The following is a 26,094-nucleotide window of genomic DNA, read 5'->3' on the forward strand; positions in this document are numbered from 1 at the left end:
GTCTGGATAACCGGCCTGTTTGCCGGGCGATTGTGCAAGGGATCGCCTATCACGCGGGCGTGAAAAAACGGGACCGGGCCACCCCGGGCCCGTTCTCCCGCAACAGGGCAGTCATAACAGAAAATGCGGCTAGCTCAAAGTCTTTTTGCGCACCTGCGGCGGGCGGGAAAAGGGCCATTCTTCAACGCTGAAGGGCAGGCTGCGGGCCATTTCAGCAAGGGCTGTTCTGGTCTCTCTTTCCAGATGGGGCGAAAAGACGATTTTGAGCAGGGCCGTTTTGGGCTCCAGCACGGTAAAGTATGCCGTATGGTCGTAGGCTTCCAGAAGAAAGCGAAAAAGAGCCGTATGGTGCGGCGCCAGACGAACCAGAAGACGCCCGCTCTGTTCCGGAGCGGCAAGGGCCGGGGCTGGTTTGCGGCGTTTGCGCAGGGCCGGAACCTCGGGGGCGGCGGCAGCGGGCGGTGTTCCCTTTTCGGCGTGCATCAGTACAGACCCGTATAGCGTGCCAGAATCACCAGGCCAATGCCCACGACGATGGTCAGAAAATAGTTTTTGAACCACCACGCCACCAGCAGGGTGGGTAAGCCCGCCATGAGAAAGAGATTGGAGGAGCTTATGTTGAACTGGCCCTCGTAGATGAAAATATCGGGGCCAACCAAGGCGGCCATGACGGCCACGGGCACGAAGGACAGCCAGTGGCGCAGCGCCACGGGCAAATTGTCGCCCTTGAGAAAGGTCACGGGCAAAATCTTGGGCAACAGGGTTACGGCAGTGCAGCCCGCGATGCACAGGATAAGACCAAGGTGGGCTTCAAGCCAGCTTGTTTCTGTCATGATTGCACCTCGTCAGTGTTTGCCGTCATCAGCCCAGGTACATCAGACGAACCTGGCGCGTCACTGGTTTTTTCCGAACCAGACGTGTCCGCAGAGGATTTTTCCTTGCTGGCGCAGCCGTGCTGCCTGGCGCAGGCGGCGTCCTTTTTATTCTTGTACAGCAGCAGGGCCGTGCCGAGGCTGGCCCCCACCACCGTGGCCACGGCCACGTTCCATTGGCTCATGCCCGCAGCCTTGAGGGCGATGGACAGCGTCATGGTGAAAATGGCGACCAGAACGTGCAGGCGGTTCACGCACTGCGGCACCAGCAGGGCCAGAAACATGGCGGTAAGGGCATAGTCCAGCCCGAGCGGCTTGACGTCGGTGACAAGCTCTCCGCAAAACGCGCCAATGGCGCTGCCGCCCACCCAGGCGACCTGTGTTGTCTGGTTGCAGACAAAAAGCGTGGTGAGGTTGCGCTTCCAGCCGCTCTGGAAGGCCGTGACGTGCACGGCAAAGGTTTCGTCCGTGAGCCCAAGCCCCAGCAAAAAGCGCTGAAAGCGCGGCAAACCGGACAGCCAGGGCGACTCTGCGGCGGACTGGAGCAGATACCGCAGATTCACGATAAAGACCGCCGCCATGATGGACAGGGTGCTGGCCCCCGCGCCCCACATGCCCGCGAAAACGAACTGGCCGGACCCGGAAAACATGAGCACGGACATGGCCACGGCCAGCGAGGGAGGAATGTTGTTTTTGACCGCCAGAACGCCGAAGGCAAAGCCAACGGGCGTATAGCCGAGCACAATGGGCAGTGCGCGGCGCAGGCCCTCCGCCAGGGGGGAAGCGGGGGAAGTGCTCGACATTGTGACCTCACCTCATCAACTGTTACGGAAACGCCGATGTATTCCGTTTGGCGGTTTTGCTTCACTTTTATTGAAACAGTCGAGGACGGAAGAGTCCACTCCTGTTTCAAAAAAAATCGCGCCTAGCCAAAGGAAATACCTGCGCGTTTCCAGGAGGCTCTTTAGAGCAGAGTACCTTTGAGAATATACATTCTCAAAGGTTAAGGCACGCTCATTTCGGCGTTTAACCGCGCAGATAAACTGCGCTTACGCCTCCATAGCGAACGTCTGCTCACGCAGCCGTCAGAGCAATGTAAAAGTTGCATTGCTCTAATCAATGCTTCCTTAAAAAAAATATGGCTACTCTTTTTGACGCGGTGTGGCAAGTGGCGGGCGTTCTACGCCCCTGTGACATGTGTTTCGTGTATGCGATAAGGGGCGGCACCCCTCCCTCTGGAGCATTTTGCTTTTGAAACACTCCTTGTTTCAACGCATCATTCTGGCGAGCTTTATCCGTAGCTTCCTTCGTCGCAACGGCCAAAGCCCGCCAGAATCCACGCCACTTCGTGGCGGCTGCCGCCTTCACGTCAGCAGAGCAATTTCAAGCGGCAGCCGTCAGGCGACGAAGAAGCCTTACGATGGCGACAGCACCGCTAGCGAAATTGCTCCAAAGGGCGCTTCGGGACTACTACCACCAGAATACGGGGTATCTTTTGCGGGCGGCAAGATTGTTGGCCGCCAGAGCCAGTACAAGCATGCATGTGGCCCCGGCGGCGCAGGGCAGCAGAACATACCAGTAGCCCATCTCGTGAATGCCGGGGCCGCCGATGACGGCAATAAGGGCCGTGGCTCCTCCCGGAGGGTGCAGTGTCTGGGTCATGTGCATGAGCGCAATGGCGGTGGAAACGGCCAGGGCCGCTGCCAGCACGGGTTCCGCGCCGACCATGGCCTGACTGGTCACGCCCACAAGCGCGGACAGGACATGCCCGCCCACCAGATTGCGGGGTTGGGCCAGAGGGCTGTGGGGCGCGCCAAAGGCCAGCACTGCGGAGGCACCGAAGGAACCGATGAGCAGCGGCAGATTCCATTCCTGCGCACAGACTTTTTCCAGCAGGGCCAGGCAGGCGACGGAAAGGCAGCTGCCCGACCAGGCCCAGAAAATTTCGTTCCAGCTTACGCGGGGCTGGGACTGGCTTGAGCGGATGCGGTTCAGGATGCGTGTCATTGAAGATCCTTGTTCTTTGTCCAGTGGAGGTGTCAGACAGTGCCGTCGCGAGCGCCTTTCCAGTTATTTCTGCGTCGAACATCGCCTTTTATTCCGGTCGAGTACCATCAGAGTACACTCCCTGCATAAAAGGCTCGTTCTCCTTGATATAACTGGAAATTCATCTCGTGCCGACACTGCCTGGAGCATGTTCGCAAATTTAAAGTGAAATTGTGTCAGATTCGGGCCATGAACAGAAAGGCCGCGTGCAGTCCGGCCAGCAGGGCCGTCAATGCCGTTCCGGCCCATGCGGCGCTGGAGGCGCGGCCAAACCATGTGACGGCCAGGGCGTGTCTGGGACAGACATTGGCGCAGTCCCGACAGAGATGGCAGGCCGTGGTAGGGCAGCCGCTTTCAAAGGCCTGTTCTGTCATGGCATCCTGACGACACACGCGAACGCAGGCCCGGCAGCCGCTGCACTCCCCCACACGGCGGATGCGCCAGGGTGAAATGCGCCCAAACCACTGGGCCAGAAGGCCGAGCGGACAGATACCGCGACAGTAGGAGGCGTACCCCCTGACCCGGCTTATGAGCAGGGCGCAGGGTATAATCAGCAGGCCCAGCAGCAGGCCGCAGGTCAGGGCCGCCACAGTGGGCGCGCCCGTAAGGCGCAGGGCCAGGGCCGTGGCAAGCGTCAGAACGAGAGCGCCCAGGCGCAGGCGGGGCAGCCAGGCAGGAGCAGGGGTATTTTTTGCCTTGCGCGCGGCCGTGGCGTCCCACACACCGAAGTAGCAGAGCTGGCTGCACCACGCCGCGCCCACAAGCAGGGTGGACAGGCCGAAAAGGCCCAGCATGAACCAGCCGCCCCCGCGATAGACAGGCCCGGCCGCAATGAGGCCAGGCACGGGCAAATGCAGGCTGCCCGAGAGCAGAAAGCGGCTTTCCACCGCCAGCCCCAGCACAAGCTGGCCGAAAAAAACCAGTGAAAACAGCCGCCACAGCCGCATCCGGGCGCGCGGCGCCTTGCGGCGGTCGGCAAGCCAGCCTGCGGCAAGCACGGCCCACAGGGCGGCCAGCATAATCTGCGCAAGGCCGCCTTGCGGCACAAAGCGTTCCAGCACCAGTAACTGCGGGTTCATGAACCACACGGGCAGCAGCAGGGCCAGGCATACGGCCAGGGCGCCCATCTGGGCGGTGGCGGCCTCTTCTTTGTGGCAGTAGCGCTGTTGCGCGCTGTCTTTGAGCAGCAGCAGGGCGGCGGCGACGGTGAACAGGGCCACGGATAAAAGGATGACCGCAAGGCGCATCCAGGGCTGCTCCATGAGCTGGCGGATCTGCACAAACTGCGCGGTAGTCCATATCCAGCGGGCGGCCAGAACCGGCAGGGCCAGCAGCAGAAACTGCCGCACCCAGGCAAGGCGCGTCCAGACCAGCACGGCCATGAGGCCGCAGGCTGCGGCCAGGGAGGGCCATCCCGCGCGCCAGAAGTGCGCCCCGGCCAGGGCAAGAGCCAGAAAACTCGGCAAGGGAACAAGACGGGAAGCGCCGCCCATGTCAGACTTCCTTGAAAAAGCGTGTTGTGCAGGATTGCCAGCGTGCCGCCATGGCGCGGACAGGGCCGCCACAGTGGCTGCGCCGCAGTTTGCGCCGCAGTTTGTGCCACAGTTTGTGCCACAGTTTGTGCCACAGCTTGTGCCGTTGTCCGCGCCGGTGGAACGTCCCTGATGGGCCTGACCCCTAAGGGGCCTACGCCGCTCCAGAAGGCAAACTACGCTTGCCCGTCAATTCTTCTATGTCTATGCGCACAATGGCAGTGCGTTTTATGCTGGATTTGGGGGCAGGCTGCGGACACAGGGCCGCATAGCGCTGGGCGATGGCGTCCAGGGCGCGGCCTTTTTCGGCCTCGTCCTCAATAATGCAGGCCGTGCCTTTGCCGCAGAGAGACTTGAAGTAGGTGGTGGATTTTTTGCGATCGATGGTCACATCGGTCATGAGAGTAAAGGCCACGCGCGGGTTCTGGCGGATACAGTCCAGCTTGCGTCCCTGAAGGTCGCAGTGGATATAGATGGCCTGGCCCTGACGCACAAAGTTCAGGGGCAGCACATAGGGATATTCGCCGTCGTGCATGGCCAGGCACAGATCGTCGACGGTGGAGAACATCTCGTCAAAAAAAGCCGGATCGTTACATTCGCATTTAACTTTACGCACGTATGACTCCTTATTGGTGGAAGGCGGCGCGAGCCGCCGTCAGGCTGAGCAGCCAGCGCTGGCATGCGGCCTGCAGGTCCTCTGCATCGGGATGGCGGGCGGCTTCACGCAGGCGTTCCTGCCGGGCCGCGGTCATTGGATGGGTGCCCTTGCGTTGCGAGGCTGCCACAACCTGGGGGTTGACCTTGCCCTGGCACAAAAATCCGTCCAGTACGGTATTGCCACCCTGCTCAAGCAGGGCGGCCGTGGCACGCGAACAGCGCAGGGCGTGCTCAGACTGCGGCCATGCGCCCAGCGTGCCGAAATAAAACACGTTTTTATTGCGGATGGTCTGTATGTAGCGCTGTGCGCGGGCGTCAGGCAGGCCCTGTCGCACCCAAAAGCCCACGGCCAGCAGGTCGTATTCCTGCGGGGAGGGGGCGTGGCGCACGGCGTGGCAGGCAATGCCCGATGCTTCGGCCATGGCCTCCGCCACTTTGCGGGTATTGCCCGTGCAGGAAGAATAAACAATGCAGGCGCGCATGCCTTACCTCAATACCCTTGCTTGCCGGAGTTTTTCCAGCGGTTGAAACAGTGGGCTTTCACTGGATGTGACCCCAGGTGATCTTGCCACGAGTGACGCTGTTCTGCGTTGGTCAGAACCGGACTCGCAGTGGACGCAGCTTTCTAAGAACGCACTGGTTAAAGAGCCTCCGGAAACGCGCAGTTGTCTCGTTTGGCAAGGCGCGAACTTTTTTTGAAGCAGGAGTGGACTCTTCTGTCCTCGACTGTTTCAAAAAAAGTGAAGCAACGCAGCCAAGCGGAATAAATCAGCGTTTCCCCAGGGATAAAATGCCCTACCCCTGAGCCCTTTGCAGCAAGGCGTCGTGATCCAGCAGGGTGATGCAGCGGCGCTTGTGGTCAATGATGCCTGCGGACGAAAGCGCGGAAAGTTCGCGGCTGAGGCTCTCGCGGCTGATGCCCATAAGGCGGGCCAGTATTTCCTGGGTGACGCCCAGGCGCAGGGTGGCGCTTTTTTCCATCTTGGAGCGGTGCAGCAGCCATGCGGCCACGCGTCCGGCCACGGATATGCGGCCCTGTGAACCGGCTATCTTGGTAATGAGCAGGCGCTGGCGCAGGCTCATGGCCCCCATGAGGCTGACGGCCAGCGGGGCGTTGTTTTCAAGCGTGTGCAGAAAGGCCCGGCGGTTGAGACTCAAGACCGTGGTGGGCTGGAGGGCCACGGCGGAAATGGGCAAGCCCCCTTCATAAAACAGCACGCCCACATCCAGAAATTTGCCGGTGTGTACAAGGTGCAGCACGCATTCCTTGCCCTGGCTGCTGTGGCGGCAGAGTTTGACCAGGCCGGAGAGCAGAAGCATGGCGTCCGCGCTTTCGTCGCCTTCCTGAAAAAGGGCCGTGCCGGGGGCGAATGTTTGCAGGCGCGCGTGCCGGGAAAGCGCATCTCTTTCATGGGGGGCAAGCGCGGCCAGCAGCCCCGTGCACAGGGCATCGGCCACGGTGGCGTGCAGTGCGTGTTCTTCGCCCATGACGGCGTCCATACGGGCGTTGTGCTGCGGAGATGACATAAAACCTCCTGATTCCCTTTGTTGGGGCTGCCCTGCGACCGTTGGCCGGGGGAAAGCTTCGTGACAGTGTAGCGGGCGTATAGCCAGTGTACAACACAAACCCCCTCCCATTTCTGTGACTGCGCGCACAATTTCAGTGAGAGACGCATTTATTCCCTGTGCAGCGGCAGTGACGTAATTGGTTGACAGACCGCCTGATTGCGCAGCCGCCGGAGCATCAAATAGTGAAAGACTCTGGCAATATAGCAAGGAACCATAAGAGTTTTAGGGGGTGGGGGCGTGGGGGAGGAGACCCTTTTACAAAAGGGTCCCTCCCCCACACCGCAATGCCACGGCAGCCGGGCAGTACGCCAGCAGCCGCTCATGGGCGGCCCGTCAAACGACAGGCCCCGCTTCTGTGGCGCAGAAGCGGGGCCTGGAGATTATTGCCACGGCCTGTGGCGCGGGCTTGGCAAGCCCGCCGTGTTCATGGCCGGAAGGCTTCAGTGTTGCCGTAACAGCCTGATCCGGCGCAAACGTCAGCCGCGCGGGGGAACCTTGCCGTATGCCCCTGGCAGGCGGCCGGGAACAAAGCCATTGGGCGGCAGAATCCCCTGGCCCATGGCCTGGTCAAAAGACTGCACATGGGCCCGCGGCATATCCTGGGCCTGAGAGGGCACGGCATCGGGGGCCGCTGTTGCTGTCGCTGCGGGAGCGTCCTGCATGGCGGCGGGGGCAGGCGAATACCCCGGCAGGTTGGGCTGCGGCATGGAAGCATCGGGAGCGCCCATGGCCTGGGGCGGCATCATGGCGCTGCGCCCGTAGGCCGCCTGGGCATGAGAACGCGGCACGGCCGCGCCCTGATGCTGCGTAATGGGCTGCGCCGTCTTGCTCATGGAACCCGCTGGCTGCATGCGGTTCGCTATGTCAGCGGCGGCCTTGCGCGCCTCTGGCGTTTCGATGATCTGGGCATAGGCTCCGCGCAGGCCGGACAGTATGCTTTCCACACTGTCGAGAGATTCCACGTCCATTTTGAGATTTGCGCGCAACAGACGGGCAGTGCAGAGCAGGTACAGGTTGTTGAGGTTGACTGCCAGGCTGCCGCCCTTGTCCATATTGAGGGATGCCGCCAACTCGTTAACAATGTCGATGACCTTTGAGATCATGATGCCCTTGCCCGCAAAGTCCTTGGCCAGCATCTTGGTGCGTGCCTGCTGGATGTACTTGAGGGCTCCGTCATAGAGCATGAGCAGAAGTTGCCCCTGGTCGGTAGTGCCAACCTTGGTCTGAAAATACGCGTTTGCCGCCTTGTTCATATATCTATCCTTGTGCGTGCCTGTTGCTAGCTGCTGCTGCTACTACTACTGCTGCTGCTCAGCTTAGCTATTTGCGATTCAAGCTGGGTCTGCATGCTTTTGTAGTTGTTCAGCAGAGTTTCCAGATTGGCGAAATATTTTTTCTGCCGGGTTTCCCAGAGCGCTATGCGATCCTGCTCCTGGCTGATCTTTTTATCTATGTTCTCCATAATGGACTTGTAGTTATTGCGCAAGACCATGAGAGCGCCGTTCTGCGATTTGAGGGCAATGGCGTCGGCATTATCGCCACCGGTGGAGGACAGGTTGACGTCATTGAATACCAGCTCACTTTTCAGAAAGCTGTTGACCGTTTGCACCATGCCTTCCTTGATGCGTATCTGGCCGGTATGTTCCCCTGCGCTCAAATCGTCGATGAGAAGGGACAAGCCGCGTCCGTCGCCCGAGCCAACGCTGTAGTAATAGCCAGCCTGGCTCAGGTCTCGCTTGGCCTCGACGCCGCCCACCATCACCTTTTCAATGTTGCCGCTGGCGTCAACGGTGTAACTTACATCGTATGTTCCTGCTTTGGTGATGCCAGCCACGTGGCTGCCGTAGCGGAAAGACGAAGAGGTGCTGGAACCTGTGCCGTCGGTGCAGAAAAAATCCACCACGGCTTCCAGGTTGTTGGTGATCATGTCGGTGTAGTTTTTCTGATCCAACTGCTGCAAAGCAGCAATACTGGATGCAGGAGCTATCTCAAGCAGACCGAATTGGTCGCTGGCTTCGTTATTATTGACCTTGATGCCAAGGTTGGCCAGGTTGGACAATACGTCGCCAGAAAGCAGATCGTCAGCGCTGGTGCGGCTTTTAAAGCCTGGCGGCGACGAGCCAAGGAGGCTGTTGAGCCGCGATTTGAAAAGCTGCACACCGTAGTTGCCCTGAAGCAGGCCCCCCTTTTCAGCCGTGAGCTGCGAAGGGCTGTAGTTGTCGCTCGTGGACTGTTTCGGGTCGTTGGTGGTGGTTGCCTTGTCCTTGTCGTACTTGGTGTAGTCACGGATGGTCAGCAGGATGGAGTTTACGGCATCCAGAAATGTCTGGATGGATTTTTCCACCGAGGTGATGTCGGTGCTCACGCTGATGCGCGCCTGTCCCGTGTCCTGTATGGTAAAGACCACGCCTTCGATGACGTCGCTGACGCTATTGGAAGCCGACTCCATTTCAATGGGCCAGTTGTCCACAGTAAAACGGGCATTGGTGGCCCGCTGGATATTCCAGTTGGAGGATTCGGCCACCTGACCCTTTATGCCGGGGCCACTGACGCTCTGCACGTTGGTGATGGCAAGAAAGCTTTGCCCGTCAGCCGCGCTTGTCCAGTCCGAGCCATCGGCCTTCACAAGCTTGGCTGTCGCACCGGCGGCCTGCGCGGAGGGGTCAGCCGCCAGCGTCTGCTGGATGGCGGTCACCACGTCCTGCATGCTGGAGCCGCTGGCGATGGAGGGCACGCTAATCTGGGTGCCATCGTTAAGCGTGACCGTGTAGTTAAGATCAGGCTGCGTGGGGTCCAGAGTGTTGCCAGGTGTCAGCCCCGTGGCGAGGGTGGTGGTGGCCGTGCTGGTTGTCAGGCCGTCCATGCCGCCGCCCGTGCCCTGGCTCACATAAAACTGGACCGTATTGCCGAGCGAAAATGTCAGGTTGCCGTTGCCCGCAGTTGTGGGTGCAACGCCCGTCTTGGACTGTATCTCGTCCGCCAGGTCCTGATAGGTTTTGTTGTTGGCCAGGGTTATGGTCTGGGTAGCGCCAGTATTGTCGACAAAGGTGTAGGTAAAGTCCTTGCTGCCGTCGGCGCTGCTGCCGCCCAGCTTGTCGCCAAGCATGCTGGCCTTGAAAGCAATGCTGGTGGTGGCGGAAGTCAGCCCCCCCACGCGATTGCCCATAGACGCCGCAGTCGTCGTGCTGGTGAACAGGGCGGTATCGGCAGCATTGGCGCTGGAATCAAAAGTGATGCCCGTGATATTGTTCAGGTTGATGGACCAGTTGCCGCTGCTGTCCATGCTCAGATCCGCCGACTTCATGCCAGTGACCTGGGCCATCTGGATGAGGGCGTCCTTGAGGTTGGTTCCTGCCTTGATGGTAAGCTGGCGCGTTCCGGTGGTGATGCCGTCATCGTACTGCATCGTCATGGTCAGGTCAGACTGCAGCTTTGTGGCGCTGGGATTGCCCCCCACCGAGACCTTGGTGCTGGCCGCAACGGCTTTTTCGGTGGTGCTCGTGTTGCGCTGATACATGGCGGACACGCCCGTGAGGGTCAGATTGCCGCTGCTGTCCAGTGCGGCCACGTTGCGCCCTGTCTGGTTATTGATCGCGTCTGCCAGATTCTGATTGGTCTTGTCGCCCGTGATGGAAACGGTGAATTTGGAACCGTCCTCCATGAGCAGATCATAGGCGTACTTATTGGGATTGGTGAGCGTTGCGCTGAGGTCCAGCGCGTTGTTGGTTTTCCACACTGACGTGCTGCCCGCCGAGTCCATGCCCACAAGGCCGCTGCTATGAATGACGAGATCGTTTTCCGCTCCCGTGCTTTTGCCAGCCACCTGGAAGACATACCCCGTCCCTGTCTGCACAATGCTGACCTTGACGCCCGGATTGTCCGTAGAATTGTTGACCATGCTGACAAAGGAATCCAGCGTGGTCTTGGGGGGCACCTTTATGCTCTTGGTGGTTCCGGCATAGGTGAAGGTAAAATACTGATCAACGCCGGAGTCATTGATGACGTCGGTTTTGGAGCTGAAGACGTGCCCTGTGTTGGCCCATACGGAATTATTGGCCATCTGCAACACGTTGACGCTGTGCTGCACGTCCTGCGCGGAAGCGTTGGCGACAGCCGTCAAGATGTTTGTATTGCTGCTGGTAACGTTTTTGGTGACAAAGCTGTTTTTGTTGCTAATGCCCGTGAGTACGTTGCTGGCTGTCTGCACCTGCGTGATAATAGAGCCAAAGGCCTCATACCGCAGATTCCAGTCAGACTTCCAGGCAGTCAGATTGTTGAGCTGTGTGGACTCTACCTTTTTGAGCTTCGCAAGAACCTCGTCAAAATTGGTGTCCCAGCCACTCAGGTTGGAAACGGCGTTGGAACCGGATAAGCTGATGGCCATAGGCGCCTCACATCAAGATATTTTATGTCTGGCGTGCGGGGCATATATGCCGGGCGCTGCCAGTGCGCTGTCAGTGTTGCAAGATGCGTGCAACTCTACGGGGCATTTTTTGCCCCCTGTCCGGGAGCGCGCCTGGGCAAAGGCTCAGAACCGTATAAAGGAAATAACGGCCGGAGGGCGAAAAAGTTTAGCGCAGGGGGCGACCAGCCTGGCGGCCCAGGCTGCGGCGCAGACAGCGGCGCAGTTGTCGTGGCTCGCCGCACTCTTGCGCAGCGTTAACGCATTGAAAAAGCGGATGTACGCCATGTACATCCGCTTTTTACAGAAATTGTCTCAAAGCAGCGCCCGAACGCGCCGCCGTAACCGCATGGTTGTGCGCCAAACGGCAATAAGAATTTTAGGGGGAGGGGGCGTGGGGGAGGAGACCCTTTTGCAAAAGGGTCCCTCCCCCACAAAGCATTTCAAAAAAAGAGCATCAGCCCGTGCCGGCTAGCGTATGACCTGCGATTTACGGAAGTTCACGTAAGCTTCGCGCATGGCAAGATAGGGATCAAGAGCCACGCTGTTCAGGTCTTCATACAGGGGCAGCACGTCGCCAAGGGCGTTGAAGCGAAGGCCGCCGCCCACGCCCGCCCCGAGTTCCCAGGGTTTCAGGTAAAAGAGCGGATCGGTAAAGAGGTCGCCCACGCGGCCAATGGTGTCGCGCGCGGAGCTGGGGCCAATGATGGGCCACACCAGATAAAAGCCCTGGCCAATGCCCCAACGGCCCATGGTCTGGCCGAAGTCTTCACCCGTGGGATCAACGGGCACAATGGTTTTGTGTCCCTTGGCCACATCGGCGAGGCCCAGGCTTGATGTGGTGTTGATGACAAAGCGGCCAAACTCCACACCAGCTTCCATAAACCGGAATTGCAGGATGTTGTTCACAAAACGCACGGGAAAGAGGAGGTTTGAAAAGAAGTTTTTCAAACCGCCGCGCACCTGGTGCGGCGTGATGAATACCCATGCGTCATAGGCTGGTCTGGCAATGTACAGATAAAAGATGTCATTGAAGTGAAACCAGAAGCGGTTCCAGGGTTCAAGAGGGTCGGCGATGCTGCCGATGTCGGCTGTATCGTAGTCGTCCAGATCGTTGGCACTACGCAGGGAGGCGTAGGGCGTGACGGTAACGGCCCCGGCTGGCAGCATGGGCGCACCTCCGTAGACCGTGGAGGGAGCGGGGGACTGCCTGACGCCTTGAGCCGCCATGGCCTTGTTGCCGTCGAGCCCAAGGATGCCGACCAGCAGCAGGATGCCCAGCGTGAGCGTTTGCGCATGGCGCGCAAGGGAGTTATTTGGCATGTTCCTGCTGCACTTCCACTGCCTTGGCCTTGATACGGGCAATGAGGTTTTCCGGCGAATCTGTGTTCAGGATGTCCTGAAACTGGGTGCGGTAGTTTTTGACCAGACTGATATTTTCAATAAGCACGTCGTAGACCATCCATTTGCCGTTTTTGGGCAGCATGCGGTAGGCCACGGGCACCTTTTTGCCGTCCTTCATGGTAATGACGCTGCGCACCTCGACCCGGTCGCCCTTTTCGGAAACCACTTCACCGGTGTAGAGCACCTGCTCGCCGTTATAGCCGTCAATTTTGTTGACGTAGGTGCTGATGAGAAGGTCGGCGAAAGCGTCGCTGAAGGCCTTTTTCTGTTCCGGCGTAAAGGTGCGCCAGCGGGGGCCCACGGTGCGCGAGGAAAATTCGCCGAAGTCGAAAATGTGCAGAACTTCGTCTTCAATCTGCTGGCGGATGGGCCTGCGTGTGGCGGGGTTCACGTAATCAGGATTTTTGATGAAGTCCAGAATGCGGTTGGTGGCCGTTTCAAGAGCCTGCCGGGCAGGAGAATTGGCCTGCGCTACCGAGGGCAGTAAAACAAAGGCCAGCAAAAGACCGCACAGGGCAAGAGTGATGCGGCGTGAAAATGCGTGGGAGAACATCTATTTCACTCCTCCGAAAGCATATTTGCTGATAAGGGACCCCAGGTCAACTGCGGATTCCGTTTCTGTAATGGTGTCGCCGGGCGCCAGCATGTGATCCGAACCGCCCCTGGAAATACTGATGAATTTGTCGCCGATAAGCCCGCTGGTGCGCACAGAGGCAATGCTGTCATCAGAAAGATGCAGGTCCTTGTCAAAGCGCAAGCGCACCACGGCCTGATTGCGCATGGGGTCGGGGTCAAGCCGGATGCTGGTGACCTTGCCCACGGGCACGCCCGCCATTTCAACATCCGCGCCCACGCGCAGGCCCGACACGGAGTCGAAACTGGCATTGAGCTCATAGCCCTGGCCAGTGAAAACTTCCATTTTGCCGAGCTTGATGGTCAGGTAGGCAACACAGAGCAGGCCTATCAGCACAAAAAGGCCCACAGCGGTTTCTCGTACGGTATTCATTGGGTTTGCATCTCTCCCCCATAGCCGAGGCTACAGTCATTCTTCGATACTATATGAAGGCAGGCGCAAATTTTCAAGCATTATGCCTGACATGTCAGGGCTGTCTTGCTGGCGGCGTGTCGGATTCACTACAGAATTCCGGCAGCGCACCCTGGCGGCCTGCCTTCAGGCAACAGTGGCCTTGCTGCGCTGCGGGTCAAATTCTTCTGACGCAAGGGGCGCGGGGCGGCCCCAGGCGCGGTGAAATCCGGGCGCGCAAAGCCGTCCGGTCGCATCAGCGTGTCTATGAAGCCAGCCAGTTGTCAAGGGCCTTGCTTACCGCAGGGTCAATGGGCTGGTGCAGGTCGCGGCGCTCGTCACCGGCTTCGCGGTGCAAAAACTGGCGCAAATATGGGTCGTCGCTGGCCTCAAGTTCGGCCAGAGTGCCGGAAAACAGCGCTTTACCGTCCGCCAGCACGAGCACGTGGTCGGCAATGGCCCGCAGACTTGCAAGATCATGGCTCACCACAACCACGCTCATGCCCGCGTACTGTTCGCGCATGGCCAGCAGCAAATCGTCCATGCGGGCGGCGGTTATGGGATCAAGCCCGGATGTGGGCTCGTCGCAAAGGAGCACGCGCGGTTCGGCCACAATGGCCCGCGCAAGCCCGGCGCGTTTGCGCATGCCGCCGGAAAGCTGGTTGGGATAAAAATCGGCAAAGTCATCAAGGCCGACCATGCGCAGCACGCGCAGGCCCGCCTCGCGCACCGTGGCGGGGGGCAGGCGCAAATGTTCGCTCAGGGGCAGGGTGACGTTTTGCACCAGGGTCAGTGCACCGAGCAGCGCGCCGTCCTGAAAAAGCACGCCCATATGGCGGCGGATGCGGCGAAAGTCGGCCTTGCCAAGGGCAAAAAGGTCGCGCCCGCCTACGAGCACATGGCCGGAAAGGGGCCGCGAAAGCCCGATAATGTGGCGCAGCAGTGTGGATTTGCCGCAGCCGGAGCCGCCCAGGATGACAGACACCTTGCCGCCGGGCAATACCGCGTTGACATCGTGAAGAACTATATGGCTTCCGTAGCCAACGGTGAGATCCTTGAACTCTATGTCCCATGCTTGCATGTGCTGCCTGCCTTAAAAGAATCGCCAGGGCTGCCGGAGCAAAAACATTGGCTTTTGTCCGCCCGCCAGGGGTAACGTACAGCTTACCCCAGGCGGAGCGGGGGAACAAGTTCGACTTTTTGGCCTGCCTAGAGCATTTTCGCATTGAGAATATTTATTCGCAATGCTTCCAAAACGCCCGCTCCGGCGCGTAACAGCGCAAATAAATAGCGCTTACGCCTTTGCGGCGAGCGTCTGCTCTCGCATCCGCCAGAGCAATTTCAAGCGGCAGCCGTTAGGCGACGAAGAAGCCTTACGGATGGCGACAGCATCGCTAGAGAAATTGCTCTTGAGCAGATTAACTTTGAAATGCAACACATTTCAAAGTGTTCATTCAGCCGAAAAATGTGATTTTCGGCTGAATCCACGCCACGTTGTGGCGCGCTGCACTTTCGTGCAGCCTTAGAGCATTTACACTTTTTCAAAGTTAAAATGCTCTAATCCGTAGGCATGTCGTCGGGAAAGTCAACGTTGGCGTACACGTTCTGCACGTCGTCGTTGTCGTCCAGGGCGTCCATGAGGCGCAGAACCTTCTGGCCCATGTCGGCGTCAACACCCACCAGGTTTTGCGGCACCATGGCAAGCTCGGCCGACTGCATGGCGATGCCCGCGGCTTCCAGGGCGTCACGCACGGCGGTAAAATCGCTCATGGCCGTGTGGATGGTCCATTCGTCCTCATCGTCAATAACGTCGTCGGCTCCGGCTTCCAGCGCCGCTTCCATAATCTTGTCTTCAGGATAGGCGTTTTTTTCAATGCTGATGACGCCCTTGCGGTCAAACATCCAGCCAACGCTGCCGTTTTCGCCCATGGAGCCGCCATGCTTGGAAAAAAGGTGGCGTACTTCGGCAACGGTGCGGTTCTTGTTGTCGGTGGCCACTTCAACCATGACGGCAATGCCGCCGGGGCCGTAGCCTTCATAGAAGGTTTCGGTGAGATCGCCGCCAGCGTCTTCGCCGGTGCCCTTGCGGATGGCGCCCTCAATCTTGTCCTTGGGCAGGTTCACCGCCTTGGCTGCCGCGATGGCCGCGCGCAGGCGGGAGTTGCTGACAGGGTCGCCGCCGGTCTTGGCGGCGATGATGATTTCCTTGGCAGCCTTGGTGAATATCTTGCCGCGCTTGGCGTCCTGACGCCCCTTGCGGTGCTGAATATTGGCCCATTTGCTATGACCAGACATAAAACCTCCGAAACCTTTAGGGAATAATTGTTTTACCGGCCCGGCGGCGTTGCCACAGGATCGGTCTGGTCCGGCTTGGCGCGAAAATCAAGGCCAACAAAAAATGTTTCCTTGCTTTCGGCACGCGAACTCTTGGGTTTGAAGGACTTGACCGTTGCAAAGGCCTGGCGCATGGGCGCCAGCAGTTCCTGAACGTCCGGGCCCATGAAAATTTTCACCACAAAGCCGCCGCCCTGCTTGAGATGCAGACAGGCGACAGCCAGAGCCTCCACGGCCAGATCCAGCGAGCGGGCCTGGTCGGTAAAGCGGGTGCCTGTTGTGCGTGGGGCCATGTCGCTTATGACAAGGTCAAAGGGGCCGAGTTCCTGCAGCTTGGTTTCAAAGGCCGAAGAGCGGTCAAACACGTCCTCTTGCATGAAGGTGACCTGGGGGGGAAAGGTCGTCTCCGTGTTTTGAATGTCACAGGCGAGAACCAAACCCTTGGAGCCTACCTTTTCCGCCGCGCCCAATGACCATGAGCCAGGGGCTGCCCCCAGGTCCAAAATCTTTTGGCCGGGCCGCAACAGGCGGAACTTGGCATCCAGTTCCTTGAGTTTGTAGACCGAACGCGCGGGATAATTCTCGCGCTTGGCCTTGAGGAAGTAATGGTCTCGATATTCCTTCATAATAAATACCAACACGTGACCATACTCTTTTTTATTTGCTTCGCCAAGTGGCGCTTTGGGGAGAAGCCCGCGAAAAAAAATGACGCGTTGACCAGACCGTATGGATGCGCTAGCTTAATAGTAGGTTTTCACAGGTGGCGACGATTCCCTTCGTTGCACGCCAAAAACTAAGGAGAATATATATGAAAAAAAATCTGTTGGCTTTGTGCTTCATGTGCTGCGCCCTCTTGATCGGAGCAGGCGCCGTGCAGGCTGAAAGCGTCAAGGTTCCTGTCAATAAAATTTCCGACGAAGGCGTGGGCGACGCCATCGGCTTTATCACCTTCACCGATGACGGCAAGGGCGGCGTGGATATTCTGATGGATGTGGTGGGCATCAGCGAAGGTCAGCACGGCTTCCACGTGCATGAAAATCCCTCGTGCGCCGCTGTGGAAAAAGACGGCAAAAAGGTGGCTGGCCTCGCCGCTGGCGGCCATTTTGACCCCGATAAAACCGGCAAGCATGAAGGCCCCGGCAAGCATGGCCACAAGGGTGATTTGCCCGCCCTTACCGCCGACGCCAAGGGCGAAGTCAAGGGCAAGCTGCATGCTCCCAACCTGGCCGTCAAGGACCTCAAGGGCCGTTCCGTTATTATCCACGCCGGCGGCGACAACTACTCCGACCAGCCCGCGCCCCTGGGCGGCGGCGGCGCTCGCATAGCCTGCGGCGTGATCAACTAGAGCATTGAACACGTGAAATGCTCGCGTGCGGCAGGCAAAAGCCCGCCTGCTCGCATTTCGTGGCAAGGATTTTTCAGAAAAATCCTTGCAGAGCAGTTAACTCATTTCATTCGTAAACTGCTCTAGCACGTCATATCCTTTATTTATTGATTGTACTGGCCCCGCCGCGAAATGTGGCGGGGTTTTTCGCGCTCCGGGCTTGCCCGTGACGGCAGGCATTGGCTATGCTGCGCGTCAGCGGGGCAGGGCAGAAGGATGTTCAGCCGCCCTGGGTTTGTGCTCCGGCACTTCGCCCTGCGGCTCAGGCGGCGGTATTTACGCAGTGCGGGGCATGGATATGGCGGGCGATACGGCTCGCGGAACGGGCGGGCAGGCCCATCAGACATGTTTGGCAGGCGGTGGGGCAGACGGTGCGCAGCCGCGCCGCGGCTCCCTCCTGGCAAGAATATTCATGCGGCGCGGGCGGGCGGCCCGCGCGCTGGCGAATTTTGCGCAACAGTAGCCGCCGTGCGCACGACCGGGCGGGAAACGCGCGGCGCCACACCAGCAAACAGCCATGACGCAACGGCCAACAGGCCATGGGAAAACTCTTGAGCACAGAACACGTATCCAGACCACAACGCATCCGGCTGCCCGATTTTACCGGGCGCATGCAGACGCTGCCCGACGGGCAGGAGTCCTGGCGGCGCATGGGCGGCGGAGATGACGCGCTGGTTCTGGGGCTTGGCCCGGGCTGCCCGTGGCAAACGCCTCTTGCGGCAAACGCGCGCACTGTCTACTGGCTTGAGCACCCCCCCACCCTGCAAGCCCTGCCGCCTCTTGACCAAAGGGGTGGGCCGGGCCTGCCAGCCCATTGGGAGCACATATCTGCGGATGCTGCCGTGGCCTTGGCCGGACGCTGCACGTGCTATTTTTATGGCCCTGGCATGCGTCTGGCACCGGAATTCTGGGGGCCGCTGCTGGGCAGCGTGGACGCCGCGCTGCTGGAAGCCTGCGCGCAGGCGGAAGGGGTGGCAGAAAACGACGGCCTTGCGCCTGTAAGGTCTACAGCGCCTGGCAAATCTGCTGCGTCTGAAGGGGGCGCTGCGCCTGACAAATCTGCCGCGCCTGCCGGGGCTGTGCCCGACAAGACTGCCGCGCTTGCCGGGGCCGCCGTGCCTGGTCTGAAGTGTGCAGCGTCACGCGCGTTCCGCCAAACATCGCGCGGGCCTGTGCTGCTGCCGGGGCATGACGGCCAGTTGCTCCATCAGGAATTGCGCCAGGCCCTGACGGCCTGCGGGCTGGGGCCAGTCCTGCCCATGTCGGATCACTGGCAGCCGCATGCAGACATGCACGCCGTGTGGCGCGAACTTTTTTGTCAGGGCAAGCCGCGCCTGCTCTTGTCCGTGAATCTGCGCGGTCTGGACGCCGAGGGGCGGATGTTCCACCTCTGCCGGGACATGGGGGTGCCTGTGGCCCTGTGGCTGGTGGACAATCCCTGGCACGTGCTGTCCGCCCTGCGGCTGCCCTGGTGGCGCGAGGCTCACATCTTTGTGACTGACGCCTCCTTCATGCCCGAACTGGCGGCGGCCGGGGCGCGGCATGTGCACCATCTGCCGCTGGCGGTGGCCCCGCACATGTGGCGCGGGCAGGAAACCGCGCCTGCTGCGCCGGAAAAGGCCGAGCCGCTTTTTGTGGGACGCTCCGCCTTTCCGCACAAGGAACGGTTTTTTGCGGCGGCCAGCGTGCCGGAAGATCTCCAGAATGAAGCGCTGGCACTGCTTGAGAACAATGAAGCGCCCTCAGGCGGGCCCAATTATTTCTGGTGGCGGCATCGGCTGGGGGGGGCTGCCTGGCCCGGTTCCGCCGTGCGCGGTGCGGGACTTGGAGCGGAAATCTGCGCCCGCGCCAACCGCGCCCGATGGCTGCGTATGCTGCTGGAGGGCAGGGCGAGCAAGTGCGATGGAGTAGGCGGAGAGGAACGCCCGCCGCTGCGGATCATCGGCGACGCAGGGTGGAAGGCCCTGCTGCCCGGCGCGGACATTCTGCCCCCTGTGGATTACTATGCGGCCCTGCCAGCGTGGTATGCCCGCGCGGTGACGCTCAATGTCACCAGCCTGCTTTTGCCGCACAGCCTGAGCCAGCGCCACTTTGACGTTTGGGCCGCAGGTGGGGTGCTGCTCAGTGACGCCACGTCCGGTCTGGACATATTTGCCCCGGATATTGCTGATGCCGTTCGCCTTGACCGTCCTGAAGACTTCTGGCCGCGCTGGGACGCCCTGCGCACCCGGCCCGCGCACGCGCGTGACCTGCGGCTGGCCTGGCGCGAACAGTTGCGGCTGGGTCACGAATACACGCACCGGGTGCGGCGCATCTGCCAACTGGCAGGCATTGAAATCGCCCCTGCTGCCCAGGCCATTTCACAGTGACAATGCCCGCGTTGACAGTAGTGCCCGTGCCCTGACCCGTGCCTGACCCGTGCCTGACCAGGGCCATGCTGCGCGCGGACTGCGAGACAGGCGGCGCGCGGGCTGCGCGCACGGCGCGTGTTTACGAGGTTTTGCGGTAGGGTGTTGCGTGCGTACAAATGCAAAGCACTTGACAGTAGTGCGCGTATTGCCTATTGCTTTCTTCCTGCGATGTTTCCAATCGTGGGGAAGTAGCTCAGCTGGGAGAGCATCGCCTTCGCAAGGCGGGGGTCGAGGGTTCAAATCCCTTCTTCTCCACCATTTTTTAAGGGGTTACCTGATTTACAGGTAACCCCTTTTTGTTTTTATCAACACCATTCCCCCGGTAATCATTCCCTTTTTGGTGCAAAGCCAAACTGGAATTGTCCGTATATTTGCGGGCAGATTTTGCAGAAATCAGGTTGCCTGGTGGAGTGGGTTCACTTCTTCGGGCCAATCAACATAGGGGCTGCCTTGTTGCGGACAGCGCGCGCGTGGTATTTTCCCCTTTATCCACAGGTTGATTGCCTGGATAAAGCAGGTTTAACCATGCCGGAAAAAGTCGGGCCAGGGAAAAGTCTTCTGCTCTTTTTCGCAGACAATCGCGCTCTTCCTCCAATGCCTCGTGGCGCAGGGAACGCTCTATGCCTTCAGCCAGCTTGCCCGCATCGGGGGGAGTCAAAATTCCGTAGCGGCCGGAATCCAGAACCTCTGAAGGGCCGCTGGGGCAATCCACTGCCACTACAGGCACGCCAAGGGCCAAGGCCTCGACCAAGACCAGTGGCAAACCCTCAAAATGGGAGCTTTGAGCCAACGCGCGCGCGCGCGCCATAACCGGATACGGATTTAAGAATCCGGGCAACAAAACATAATTACTTGTGCCCAGTTCATGAGCCTTTTCTTTAAGCTTTTCACGTTCGCTGCCCTCCCCCACAATACAACAGCCCACTTCAAAACCTCGCCGCAACAATAATGCGTGCGCTTCGAGAAGCAGAGAAAAGTTTTTTTGCCATTCTAGCCGCCCGACCCCAATGATGATTGGGAACCTGCCTATGAAAGATTCAACAGCCCCTGACAGGGGAGATTGCGACGCAGTGCGAATTTCATCAAGATCGACTGGATTGTATAAGCGTATAAATTTTTCTTTCAGCCGCGGAAACAGCTTTTCGCTTGAACGTACTATGCCATCGCTCACGCATACTACTGTCTTGCATCTGGATGCAGCCCATCCGAACAAGATGAGGTATACGCTTTTATAAATATTGCCCCGTTTTTCAAGGTAGCCAGCCAAGTCTTTATGTAACCAGCCGATGGCTCGGCCGGGAGCAAAAAGCCCGGCTACAAAAAGGCTTTGTAGTTCAAGGCTGCCAACAACAGCATCACTCATGTATATGATATCTTTACTATGCATCAAGTGGTACAACATTTTGCATGTACCACCGCCTGATGGCATTGAAATCTTAACGCCCTGTGGTAAGTGGTCATATAGTTCTGGTAGATAGCGCAAACAGGCAATGGTGACTTCGTGTCCATTATTAGCCAGTTGTTTCGCTAATAACAGCGCCATTTTTTCTCCGCCACCGCCAAAGCTGTGCATAATGATACAACAAGATTTATTTTTAATCTTTTCACTTTTGCTAAAGTTGGTTGCTGCTCCAAGAAAAATGCTCAAAGGCAAAAGTAGAAGTGCATTGCGAGGGTCGTAGGACCCCAAAAGAGTTGTAAGCGCCATAGTGCCCCATGCCCAAAAGGCAGAGGCTGTAAACCCGAGGCAGAGATTGCCGGGATCACGGCTCCGTAAAAAAAATAATCGTCGGCCGAGCATAAAGAAAAGCAATGTAACCGCAGCCGTGAATGGGATCCCGTAGCGTGCCGTGAAGGCCAAGATGGCCGACATCTCACCAGTTCCTACTTTCTTCCAGTAGGCCAGTTCCGGTTCGTCCGAATTTTTTTGGTATTCTTCTCCTGCGTAGAGATACGGGAGATACCAGCTTCTTCCGGTCCCCAAAAAGGGGTGCTCTGCAATCACGGCCAAACTGCCTCTGAAGACGACAGCACGCGGAGTTCCACTGGTAGCATATCCATCCGCAATGCGCTTGAATAAGCTGGTATCACCTTGGGGTATGCAGCTTAAAACAATGGTAAAAACGATTGCGCCAACGGCGGCAAAGAGAAAGCTTTTTTTCAATTGTGCAGCGCAATACATGAAAATCCAGATCAGTATCGCCACCATAGCCAAGATTTGCCCCGTTGTAGATCGGCAAGCCGCCATCATAAGGCATGAGCAAACAAAAATAATCCAGGAAGCTGTTTTCAATGCCCGTGATTTTTTTTGACGCCCAAGAGCCAAAAGGCCCACCGAAAGTGGGACAAACACCACCCCAACATGCGCTGCAAAGATGGAAGCTTCTTCAAAAATGCCATTAATTCTTGCCAGGGTTAGAGCGTAGGCACCGTTTTTATAAAAATCATACACCCCATCTTTCCACTGTGCTTCGAAAACCAAGGCTATGGATTTTATCAGCGGACAAAGCGTATTGAGGATGCTCCGCGTAAGGGGAGATTCAGGCGGAGCGCTAAGATGATACTGATGCCCCGATGGGGTACGAAGATAAACAAAGGTGGCCTGGATACAAAATACTATAAATATGAATAAAAATAATGAGATAAGGCCATATAAAACCGCTCGTTGGGATTCTTTGGTCTGGGTTATTACCATTCCCAGGAGTGTAAAGAGTGCTAAAAAAGGTAGTTGGGCGCAAAGCTTAATCAAATCAGAAAACACTGATTTTGCAATGGCGTCTTGCCCAAAATAGTGCGCACTGTGCCAACTGACAGCGGCCTGGAGCAGCAGGAAAACACTCAGCCAAGGCAAGACGGGGCGAAAGATATTGTATGCTCCGCGTAAGGACCACCACCCGCAGTAATAGGCCCAGGCCATGAAAGGTACGAGTAGCCACATAAACAGGTGTTGCAGGTGGTAATTGGGAATGTCGGTTATCCAAACTTGCCAGGCAGCACAAGGAAAAAGCAAAAATGTTGCGACAGAACGTAGCGTCATGAGATGTTTCTTTTTATGAAGCATAATCCGGCCCTGGTATATCCAACTATTGTAGATATTAGATAGTTAAAAGAGTGGGTCTTTCGCAGTAGGGCTGTCAAAAATAACCGCGCTGGATAATATACCCCGTGCAAGAAGCAAAGTTTGTGGTACACTGTGGCTTTTTGCTTGGACAAGTTTCGAGAGTCCAGAAAATTTTTGAGATCATCAAGCGCTAGAAAAATTTCTTTTCGCAGTTCCAGATTTGTGCATAGACTGGAATCGTTACGAACATAGGTGTAAAGTGGTTCAGGGACGCATCCAACGATCGGTTGGAGACTGAAAAGTTTTACAGAAAAAGCCACGTCTTCACCAATGCGGCAATCTGTAAATGATACTCCGTTGTCTGTTAAGAAAGAACGTTTATAAATTTTATTGAAAGCTGAATATAACAGTATTTTTTGTTTTAGAAGAGCTTCAGGCGTTTCCTCTTTGGGCGGCAACACGACTTTAGTTTTATTTTTATCTGTTACTGTAATGCCACAGACTGCCACATCCGCCTGGAGAGCATCGATGCGCTGTAACAGCTGTTTGAACATCTGTGGGCAAAGCTGGTCATCCACATCTGCAAAGGCGACATATCTTCCTTTTGAAGCGGCAATGCCTTTGTTGCGCGCGGCTCCGGGGCCAAGATTTTGCGAAAGACGCAGAACTTGTACCAGAGAAGGAAAGCGGTGATGCCAAGCTGAACACAGTTCGTATGTTTCATCACTTGAAGCATCGTCTACAAAAATGATCTCATCGGGCGGCGCGGTTTGCTCCATGAGCCCTTTGATACAAGGGGCGATCCACTGGGCCGCGTTGTATACGGGAACAATAACAGAAAATAGAGGGACGGATTCGCGAACACTCATCATTCTCGTCCACTTGCTTTATTGCTTGCCCTATCGGAGCACTTTGAAAAAATACATGGGCAAGTGCGAATTACCTGAGTCAAAACAATCAAAAATATACTACCCTCGGCAATGATTGGCAGAGAAATCGCCCCAGCCAACCCGTAATGATGAGCAAGAAAAAGAGCACTGGGCACGCTGATTAAGGCTGCGACTACTTGAGCCAGCGCTAGCGTTGTTTCTTTTCCATGTGGCACCAAGATTTGAGGGCCAAGAATCATATTCAAACTCAGTAATGGTACAACCACTGCCAAGGATTGTAACACCCAGACAGATTCAATGTACGATTTACCAAGAGCGATTTGCATGACCACGGGCGCCAACACATAAAGTCCTGCTCCAGCGCAGGTACTAAGCAACAGACAAGCCCCGAGAGTCAGTTGTTGTATACGGATTCGAGTGTTGTGGTCTCCGTGCAGTGCACAAATTTCAGGAAATAACGTTTGTGTGAGCGGGTTACTCAAGCTCACCATTGCGCGGACTATTTTGTCCGCAGCAAGAAAAAATCCCATATCCCGCGCGGGCAGGACGCCTCCTAGCGCGAGCTGCGCCACACTTCCATAAAGTTGTCCTGCAATGCCACCCCAAAAAAAGATTCGAGTTTGCCACAAAAGCCTGCATGCAGCTTTGATTGAAGGCTTTTGATAATACTGACGGCAGATGCCGGTGATCAGCCAAAGATAGACCCCGCCTTTGCACAGGGCAAGAAGCGCCAAGTACCTTTCTCCGTCTTGGGGTTCATGAACCAAAGCAAATGTCAGGAGCAGCAATACGGTACTGCTGCCAACGTCCCATAGTGCCAACCTACGAATGCTGCCATCGCCCAACCCCTGAAGAAACCAAAGAGGATTGACTCCGCGCGCAACTCCCGCGCCAATGGCCCAGAAGAACGCGCTGGGATACTCTTTAGCGTGGGGGACTATTGGAAAGAGGAGGCAAGAAAGGCTTATGACCGATATGGCAAGCAAAAATTTTGCGAGAAGCCCGTTGCTCCACACCACTGAAAGCCGATCGGCATCATCTCTGTGAGATGCTATTTCTCGCACGCCTCCCAGTAAAAATCCCCAATCGAGTACAAAACCCACTATGATTGGAACAACATTCCAATACATAATCATGCCAAAGGCATCTGCTTTCAAAATTCGCGCCAGATAAGGGAGCACGAGCAGTGGTAAAAAAATCTGCGCGGCCTGTATGCCGCCAAAAGAAAGAATCGTGTTTACAATTCTACGCCGCCCTTTCCAGCGAAATGGCACAATATTCATCGGGCTATAGAGTTTGCAAGGTTTTGATAAATAGTATCGTAGTTTTGTCTTACACTATCGATGCTGTGATTTTGTTCGACATAGTGGCGTCCAGCCGCGCCCATCTGGTGCCGAAGTTCAGGGTCGTTAATTAACGCACGTATGTACTGCTCCATTTCGTCGGCATTTTTAGCTACAAATCCATTAATGCCATGCTGCACTACGGCTCGGTTGGGAGGGATGTCGGATACCACGACAGGCTTGTGTAACGACATTGCCTCAAGCAGCGCATAAGAAAGTCCATCCCATCGTGTTGGATGCACGAAAATATTCATGCTTGCCACGCAGCTCAGGGCGATTTTATTGTCAACCCAGCCTGTGCGTCTAACAAAATCGGGGAGTTCGCGTGAATCTGTTTTGGCGCCGACCCAAATCCAGCTGGCTTCAGCTTGTAAACTTGTTGCAGCATGAACAAACCAATCGAGTCCGTGCTGATTTGTCAGTCTGCCACAAGTTCCGACTTGGATGTTGTTTGTTTCAGATTCTGGCGTACGTGCACCATTGATGGCATCAATCATTGCAAGATCAATAGCATTGCGCGCTAAAAAAACCTTCTGCTTGTCGCCAGCCAAGCGTAGTGCCCAAAAATATTCTTCATCACCACAAGCCGCAATGCCATCTCCTATTTTTGTTAGGCCCCACTCTATGGCTTTAATGCCAGTTCGCGCAACTGGTCCAATATCTGAACGCAAAAAGGCGTAGGCATGTGGTGTGTACAGGGATGGAACCCCTGCGAGCTTGGCAGCGATTCTGCCAAAGACTCCTGCAATAGATGAATGGCAGTGTACAACATGAGGATTAGTCTTTAAAATGATCTTTCTTAATGCAGTAAAAGTGTTAAAAATATGTACAGGATTTGCTGATAGTTTCATGTTTAAGGGAATAAAGTTGACATGTTCATGAAAGTTGTCGCGAAAATTATTTACTGTTTCGTTGCGGTTGCTATACACAATGGTGTGCTGATAATTTTTTGTTAAACTCTTTGTCAGGAATGAAAGCGCGGTAAGGCAGCCACCGCCAAAGGATTCAGCTATGTGTAGTATTTTGCATTGCTCGGTGTTCACGTTTTATGCCTCGTGTCAACGTTGGCCTGAAGCCAGCGTACGTCCATTTGCTGGAGAGCCAATTGTTATAGCAACAGCACGAATGTTTTACTGAAAATAAATTTTATAGTACTGTTATGTAT

General features: G+C 56.9%; 23 protein-coding genes and 1 tRNA gene. 4 read left to right on the forward strand and 20 right to left on the reverse strand.

The genetic code is table 11. From position 1 onward, the window contains the following. Positions 1 to 129 precede the first annotated feature (129 nt). From RBR41_RS13010 to fliD, 10 genes are all read right to left on the reverse strand, one after another. Positions 130 to 483 (reverse strand): DUF4911 domain-containing protein, encoded by a 354-nt coding sequence (locus RBR41_RS13010; RefSeq protein WP_320353065.1) that lies wholly within the window; start codon positions 481 to 483, stop codon positions 130 to 132. Further along, complete coding sequence (locus RBR41_RS13015; protein ID WP_320353066.1) at positions 483 to 833, reverse strand: AzlD domain-containing protein; 351 nt, start codon at positions 831 to 833, stop codon at positions 483 to 485. The genes RBR41_RS13010 and RBR41_RS13015 overlap by 1 nt, the downstream gene beginning before the upstream one ends. Then, positions 830 to 1,675, reverse strand: a complete 846-nt coding sequence (locus RBR41_RS13020) for an AzlC family ABC transporter permease (RefSeq protein ID WP_320353067.1) — start codon at positions 1,673 to 1,675, stop codon at positions 830 to 832. The genes RBR41_RS13015 and RBR41_RS13020 overlap by 4 nt, the downstream gene beginning before the upstream one ends. Positions 1,676 to 2,342: 667 nt before the next feature. After that, on the reverse strand, positions 2,343 to 2,879 hold the full coding sequence (locus RBR41_RS13025) for an HPP family protein (protein ID WP_320353069.1): 537 nt from the start codon (positions 2,877 to 2,879) through the stop codon (positions 2,343 to 2,345). A 215-nt stretch (positions 2,880 to 3,094) separates the two neighbouring features. Next, positions 3,095 to 4,411: a 4Fe-4S binding protein gene (locus RBR41_RS13030; RefSeq protein ID WP_320353070.1), complete on the reverse strand. Its 1,317-nt coding sequence runs from the start codon at positions 4,409 to 4,411 to the stop codon at positions 3,095 to 3,097. A gap of 193 nt (positions 4,412 to 4,604) precedes the next feature. After that, positions 4,605 to 5,066 carry a pyridoxamine 5'-phosphate oxidase family protein gene (locus RBR41_RS13035; RefSeq protein WP_320353071.1) on the reverse strand — a complete coding sequence of 154 codons (462 nt, stop codon included), beginning with the start codon at positions 5,064 to 5,066 and terminating at the stop codon, positions 4,605 to 4,607. Between the two features lie 10 nt (positions 5,067 to 5,076). After that, positions 5,077 to 5,589 carry a flavodoxin family protein gene (locus RBR41_RS13040; protein ID WP_320353072.1) on the reverse strand — a complete coding sequence of 171 codons (513 nt, stop codon included), beginning with the start codon at positions 5,587 to 5,589 and terminating at the stop codon, positions 5,077 to 5,079. Positions 5,590 to 5,902: 313 nt separating this feature from the next. Beyond that, positions 5,903 to 6,634 carry a Crp/Fnr family transcriptional regulator gene (locus RBR41_RS13045; protein ID WP_320353073.1) on the reverse strand — a complete coding sequence of 244 codons (732 nt, stop codon included), beginning with the start codon at positions 6,632 to 6,634 and terminating at the stop codon, positions 5,903 to 5,905. Between the two features lie 518 nt (positions 6,635 to 7,152). Continuing rightward, on the reverse strand, positions 7,153 to 7,929 hold the full coding sequence (gene fliS, locus RBR41_RS13050) for a flagellar export chaperone FliS (RefSeq protein ID WP_320353074.1): 777 nt from the start codon (positions 7,927 to 7,929) through the stop codon (positions 7,153 to 7,155). 26 nt (positions 7,930 to 7,955) lie between these two features. Then, a complete protein-coding gene (gene fliD / locus RBR41_RS13055) occupies positions 7,956 to 11,060 on the reverse strand; it encodes a flagellar filament capping protein FliD (protein ID WP_320353075.1) in 3,105 nt (1,034 codons plus the stop codon). Here fliD and RBR41_RS13060 point away from each other — a divergent pair. After that, a complete protein-coding gene (locus tag RBR41_RS13060; RefSeq protein WP_320353077.1) occupies positions 11,053 to 11,553 on the forward strand; it encodes a hypothetical protein in 501 nt (166 codons plus the stop codon). The two genes, fliD and RBR41_RS13060, sit on opposite strands and share 8 nt — an antisense overlap. Here the strand turns inward: RBR41_RS13060 and RBR41_RS13065 are convergent. The 6 genes from RBR41_RS13065 to RBR41_RS13090 form a co-directional block, all read right to left on the reverse strand. Then, the gene (locus RBR41_RS13065; protein WP_320353078.1) at positions 11,550 to 12,401 is read right to left on the reverse strand and encodes a VacJ family lipoprotein; all 852 of its coding nucleotides are present in this window, start codon (positions 12,399 to 12,401) and stop codon (positions 11,550 to 11,552) included. The genes RBR41_RS13060 and RBR41_RS13065 overlap by 4 nt on opposite strands. Next, on the reverse strand, positions 12,391 to 13,035 hold the full coding sequence (locus tag RBR41_RS13070; protein WP_320353079.1) for an ABC transporter substrate-binding protein: 645 nt from the start codon (positions 13,033 to 13,035) through the stop codon (positions 12,391 to 12,393). The genes RBR41_RS13065 and RBR41_RS13070 overlap by 11 nt, the downstream gene beginning before the upstream one ends. Next, positions 13,036 to 13,488, reverse strand: coding sequence for an outer membrane lipid asymmetry maintenance protein MlaD (mlaD, locus tag RBR41_RS13075; RefSeq protein WP_320353080.1), 453 nt, complete (start codon positions 13,486 to 13,488; stop codon positions 13,036 to 13,038). Between the two features lie 283 nt (positions 13,489 to 13,771). Next, a complete protein-coding gene (locus RBR41_RS13080; protein WP_320353081.1) occupies positions 13,772 to 14,587 on the reverse strand; it encodes an ABC transporter ATP-binding protein in 816 nt (271 codons plus the stop codon). A gap of 476 nt (positions 14,588 to 15,063) precedes the next feature. Beyond that, positions 15,064 to 15,801: a YebC/PmpR family DNA-binding transcriptional regulator gene (locus RBR41_RS13085; protein WP_320353082.1), complete on the reverse strand. Its 738-nt coding sequence runs from the start codon at positions 15,799 to 15,801 to the stop codon at positions 15,064 to 15,066. A 32-nt stretch (positions 15,802 to 15,833) separates the two neighbouring features. Further along, positions 15,834 to 16,466 carry an RlmE family RNA methyltransferase gene (locus tag RBR41_RS13090; protein WP_320353083.1) on the reverse strand — a complete coding sequence of 211 codons (633 nt, stop codon included), beginning with the start codon at positions 16,464 to 16,466 and terminating at the stop codon, positions 15,834 to 15,836. A 182-nt stretch (positions 16,467 to 16,648) separates the two neighbouring features. Between RBR41_RS13090 and RBR41_RS13095 the strand changes: the two genes are divergently transcribed. From RBR41_RS13095 to RBR41_RS13105, 3 genes are all read left to right on the forward strand, one after another. Next, positions 16,649 to 17,185, forward strand: coding sequence for a superoxide dismutase family protein (locus RBR41_RS13095; RefSeq protein WP_320353084.1), 537 nt, complete (start codon positions 16,649 to 16,651; stop codon positions 17,183 to 17,185). Positions 17,186 to 17,775: 590 nt separating this feature from the next. Next, complete coding sequence (locus tag RBR41_RS13100) at positions 17,776 to 19,593, forward strand: DUF3880 domain-containing protein (RefSeq protein ID WP_320353085.1); 1,818 nt, start codon at positions 17,776 to 17,778, stop codon at positions 19,591 to 19,593. A gap of 224 nt (positions 19,594 to 19,817) precedes the next feature. Further along, positions 19,818 to 19,893 (forward strand) — tRNA-Ala (locus RBR41_RS13105). Between the two features lie 175 nt (positions 19,894 to 20,068). On the opposite strand, the gene RBR41_RS13110 is transcribed toward RBR41_RS13105, so the two are convergent. Genes RBR41_RS13110 through RBR41_RS13125 form a run of 4 tightly spaced genes read right to left on the reverse strand, consistent with a single transcriptional unit; the run spans position 20,069 to position 25,972 of the window. Next, entirely contained in the window at positions 20,069 to 22,696 is a 2,628-nt protein-coding gene (locus RBR41_RS13110; RefSeq protein WP_320353086.1) for a glycosyltransferase, read from the reverse strand. Then, positions 22,669 to 23,568, reverse strand: coding sequence for a glycosyltransferase family 2 protein (locus RBR41_RS13115; protein ID WP_320353087.1), 900 nt, complete (start codon positions 23,566 to 23,568; stop codon positions 22,669 to 22,671). The genes RBR41_RS13110 and RBR41_RS13115 overlap by 28 nt, the downstream gene beginning before the upstream one ends. After that, entirely contained in the window at positions 23,565 to 24,869 is a 1,305-nt protein-coding gene (locus RBR41_RS13120) for a lipopolysaccharide biosynthesis protein (RefSeq protein ID WP_320353089.1), read from the reverse strand. The genes RBR41_RS13115 and RBR41_RS13120 overlap by 4 nt, the downstream gene beginning before the upstream one ends. Next, a complete protein-coding gene (locus tag RBR41_RS13125; RefSeq protein WP_320353090.1) occupies positions 24,866 to 25,972 on the reverse strand; it encodes a glycosyltransferase in 1,107 nt (368 codons plus the stop codon). Before RBR41_RS13125 ends, RBR41_RS13120 begins: the two co-directional genes overlap by 4 nt. Positions 25,973 to 26,094 lie beyond the last annotated feature (122 nt).

It is taken from the genome of Desulfovibrio sp., from assembly GCF_034006445.1.
Classification (GTDB): Bacteria; Desulfobacterota; Desulfovibrionia; order Desulfovibrionales; family Desulfovibrionaceae; genus Desulfovibrio.